Genomic DNA, 3,692 nt, shown 5'->3' on the forward strand with positions numbered 1-3,692 from the left:
GTCCTTCATCATGGTCAATACATCTTGGGCCCCGAGGTAACCGAACTGGAGCAGCGCCTCGCCGCCTATACCGGCGCCCAGCATTGCATCACCGCGGCCAGCGGCACCGATGCGCTGCTGATCAGCCTGATGGCGCTGGGCATTGGGCCGGGCGATGAGGTGATCACAACGCCGTTCACCTTCGTCGCGACGGTTGAGGTGATCCTGCTGGTGGGCGCGACGCCGGTCTTCGTCGATATCGAGCCCGGGACCTGCAACATCAATGCTGCGCTGATCGAAGCCAAGATCAGCGACAACACCAAGGCGATTATGCCCGTGAGCCTTTACGGGCAACCGGCGGAGATGGATGAGATCAACGCCATTGCCGCCCGCCATGGCAACCTGCCGGTCATCGAAGACGCCGCCCAGAGCTTTGGCGCGGAATACAAAGGCCACAAGAGCGGCAACCTGAGCACCATCGGCTGCACCAGTTTTTTTCCGAGCAAGCCGCTTGGTGGCTACGGCGATGGTGGCGCCATCTTCACCAGCGACGATACCCTCGCGCAAGCCTGCCGCGAGATCCGTGTGCATGGCCAGAGCGCGCGCTACATCCACGGGCGCATCGGCATCGGCGGCCGGATGGATAGCCTGCAATGCGCGGTCGTGCTCGCCAACCTCGAACGCTTCGAGCAAGACATCGCGCAACGCCAAGCCGTTGCGCGCCGCTATCATGAACTGCTCCAGGCAGCTAGAGCGAAAACCGGAGCAGAGCAAGCGGAGACTCGGTCAGACCAGGTTTTCACCGGTGAAACCGGGACAGATCAGGTTTTCACAGTGCTGCCTTGGCCAGCGCCGGATCGAACCAGCGTCTTCGCCCAATACAGCCTAAGGGTCAAGAACCGCGATGGCGTTCAGGCCAGACTCAGAGAGGCGGGTATCCCGACCGCCGTGCACTATCCGATGCCGATGAATCAGCAACCGGCCTATGCCCATCTCTGCTGTCCGGAGTGCACGCCGATCGCCGCAGCCACTGCCGAGCAGATCATGAGTCTGCCGATGCACCCGCATCTAACCGAGGTCGAGCAACGGCGCATTGTCGATGCACTCGTCGACGCCTAGAGGTACACTCCAACAAAATCGATTTCAGGCATTAGCGATGCATCCAATCGTCCTTCGCAACTGCGTGATCCTCACCCTCGTGATGCTGAGCCTTGCTGCTTGCGGTGGGGGCGGCGCCAAAACAAACGTGAACGCAACCAGCACCACGATGGGGCAGGAGTTGATGGACCTGAATGCGAGTTATGAGCAGGGGTTGATCAGCGCGCGCGAATATCAGCGGGCGAAGAAAGACATCCTGCGTAAATACGACAACTAACCTTGTCGACTATTTTGTTGCTTATTCTTTCGGAGAAGCAAAAGTGGAGCTTATTGATCGCCTCAACAGCCGTCAGGCGCTGATTGGTATCCTCGGGCTCGGCTATGTCGGGCTGCCCCTGATGCTGCGCTACACTGAAGTTGGCTATCGGGTGCTCGGACTCGATATCGACGCCGAAAAGGTTGATAAGCTCAATGCGGGCCAGTCCTACATCGAACACATCAGTGCGCAGTCGATCAATGAGTCGCTCAAGCAGGGCTTCGAGGCCACCACCGATTTCAGCCGTGCAGGCGACTGCGATGCGCTGATCCTCTGCGTTCCAACCCCATTGAACAAGTATCGTGAGCCGGACCTCAGCTATGTGATCGGCACGACCGAGGCCATCGTGCCGTATCTGCGCGTGGGGCAGGTGATCTCGCTGGAGAGCACGACCTGGCCTGGCACTACCGAAGAAGAGCTCCGTCCGCGTGTCGAGTCGACCGGGCTGACGGTGGGTGAAGATGTTTTCTTGGTGTTCTCCCCAGAGCGAGAAGACCCGGGCAACCCGAACTTCAATACGCGCACGATCCCGAAGGTCTTGGGCGGCGTCACCCCAGCCTGTACCACAGTGGGTGAGGCCCTCTACGGGCAGGTGATCGATCAGGTGGTGACGCTCAGTTCAACCCGGGCTGCGGAGATGACCAAGCTACTGGAGAATATCCACCGCGCGGTCAACATCGGTCTGGTCAACGAACTGAAAGTCGTCTGTGATCGCATGGACATCGATATCCATGAGGTCATTCGTGCAGCCGCGACCAAGCCGTTTGGCTTCACGCCCTACTATCCCGGGCCTGGGCTGGGCGGCCACTGCATTCCCATCGACCCGTTCTATCTGACCTGGAAGGCCCGAGAGTACGGGCTGAGCACGCGTTTTATCGAACTGGCCGGTGAGGTCAATACCAACATGCCGCTCTGGGTGGTCGGTAAAGTGACTGACGCCCTCAACGCGCGAGGCAAGGCGGTGAAGGGTGCGCGGATCATGGTCCTGGGCATCGCCTACAAGAAGAATGTCGACGATCGGCGTGAATCGCCTTCGATGGAACTGATGGAGTTGCTCGAGGAGAAGGGTGCCGAGATTAGCTATTCCGACCCACATGTGCCGCGCTTCCTGCCGATGCGCAAGCATGACTTTGATCTCGAGTCAGTGCCATTGACGCCAGAGACCCTGGCGGCGACGGATTGTGTGCTGCTGGCGACCGATCACGACCGTTTCGATTATGAGTTGATCAAGGCGCATGCGCCGCTGATCGTGGATACCCGCGGCCGTTATCGCGAGCCGGCTGATCACATCGTGCGTGCCTAAGCTAGGCAGTAGGCAGCAAATGCTAGAACAGCCTCGGCAGCTTTATGATGCTTCATGCGAATGCCCTGTAACCCGGATGTTTTTCGTCAGCTGTGCTTGACAAAAGAATCAGCAATGGTATTCTAGAGGGCTCCTAGCGGGAATAGCTCAGTTGGTAGAGCACAACCTTGCCAAGGTTGGGGTCGCGAGTTCGAGTCTCGTTTCCCGCTCCAAGTTATTGGTGTTCTTCGGTTAATGCGCCGCCACGGCGATCAGAAACGGTTCTGATCGTGACGCATGACGAGGTAACACTGCCATGGCGACCCTGGACGCCTTGATCGATGCCTATGTGGCATCGCGTGAGTTCGACCGAGCAACCCTCTCGCGCCTGGAATTCTGGCGTGAGCGGTTCGGTCCCTGCGAGTTCGCCGAGATCACCGCAGACGATGTGGATATTGCCCTGGTCGCGCTCGCCGAGCGTGGCCGCCTGAAGCCGCGCCGCCATGGCGCCACTCAGCCCGCCGGTCAGCCGCTGGCCGGCTCCACCATCAACCGCTATATCACCCAGCTGGGCAGCCTCTACCGCTACGCCCGCCGCCTGCGGCTGCTCCCGCGCGCCTATGTGCCTCCGACCAAGGGCATCGAGAAGAGTCCCGAGGGGCCCAACCGTAGGAACCTACCCGTTCAAACCAGCACGACGAGTACTGATTCCCAAGGAAGGCTCAGAGAAGTGGCGCAAGCTCGGAATCCCCGTGGTGATGGACCGGATCGTCGCACAGAGCATGCATCGAGTGCAGCCCTGTTAAATACCCGAGACCGTTCCCAAATAGTGACGTTATCATGACGCGTCACTCGCATTGCTCCTGATCTGAGGTTCTCGCTGATGCCACGCTGTACCGCCGCTCCCGTTGAGGTCTCCGACAAAGACATGCGCGCCCTGGAGGCCCTGGCGCGCCGACACAATGCGCCCAGATCATCCTCCTTGCCGCACGTGGTATCGGTGTGCGCGCAACCGCC

Annotated in this window: 4 protein-coding genes and 1 tRNA gene; all 5 read left to right on the forward strand. The window is 59.9% G+C overall.

Going from position 1 to position 3,692, the window contains the following annotated elements; translation table 11 throughout:
• The coding region (locus VBE63_RS25955) for a DegT/DnrJ/EryC1/StrS family aminotransferase (protein ID WP_323685896.1) at positions 1–1,098 on the forward strand (1,098 nt) is incomplete at its 5' end.
• Between the two features lie 37 nt (positions 1,099–1,135).
• On the forward strand, positions 1,136–1,354 hold the full coding sequence (locus VBE63_RS25960; protein WP_323685897.1) for an SHOCT domain-containing protein: 219 nt from the start codon (positions 1,136–1,138) through the stop codon (positions 1,352–1,354).
• Between the two features lie 43 nt (positions 1,355–1,397).
• The gene (locus tag VBE63_RS25965; RefSeq protein WP_323685898.1) at positions 1,398–2,696 is read left to right on the forward strand and encodes a nucleotide sugar dehydrogenase; all 1,299 of its coding nucleotides are present in this window, start codon (positions 1,398–1,400) and stop codon (positions 2,694–2,696) included.
• A gap of 136 nt (positions 2,697–2,832) precedes the next feature.
• Positions 2,833–2,908, forward strand: a tRNA-Gly gene (locus VBE63_RS25970).
• Positions 2,909–2,991: 83 nt separating this feature from the next.
• Positions 2,992–3,519 (forward strand): hypothetical protein, encoded by a 528-nt coding sequence (locus tag VBE63_RS25975; RefSeq protein ID WP_323685899.1) that lies wholly within the window; start codon positions 2,992–2,994, stop codon positions 3,517–3,519.
• The last annotated feature ends 173 nt before the right edge of the window (positions 3,520–3,692 follow it).

This window comes from Lamprobacter sp. (genome assembly GCF_034860625.1).
In the GTDB taxonomy this organism is placed as follows: domain Bacteria; phylum Pseudomonadota; class Gammaproteobacteria; order Chromatiales; family Chromatiaceae; genus Lamprobacter.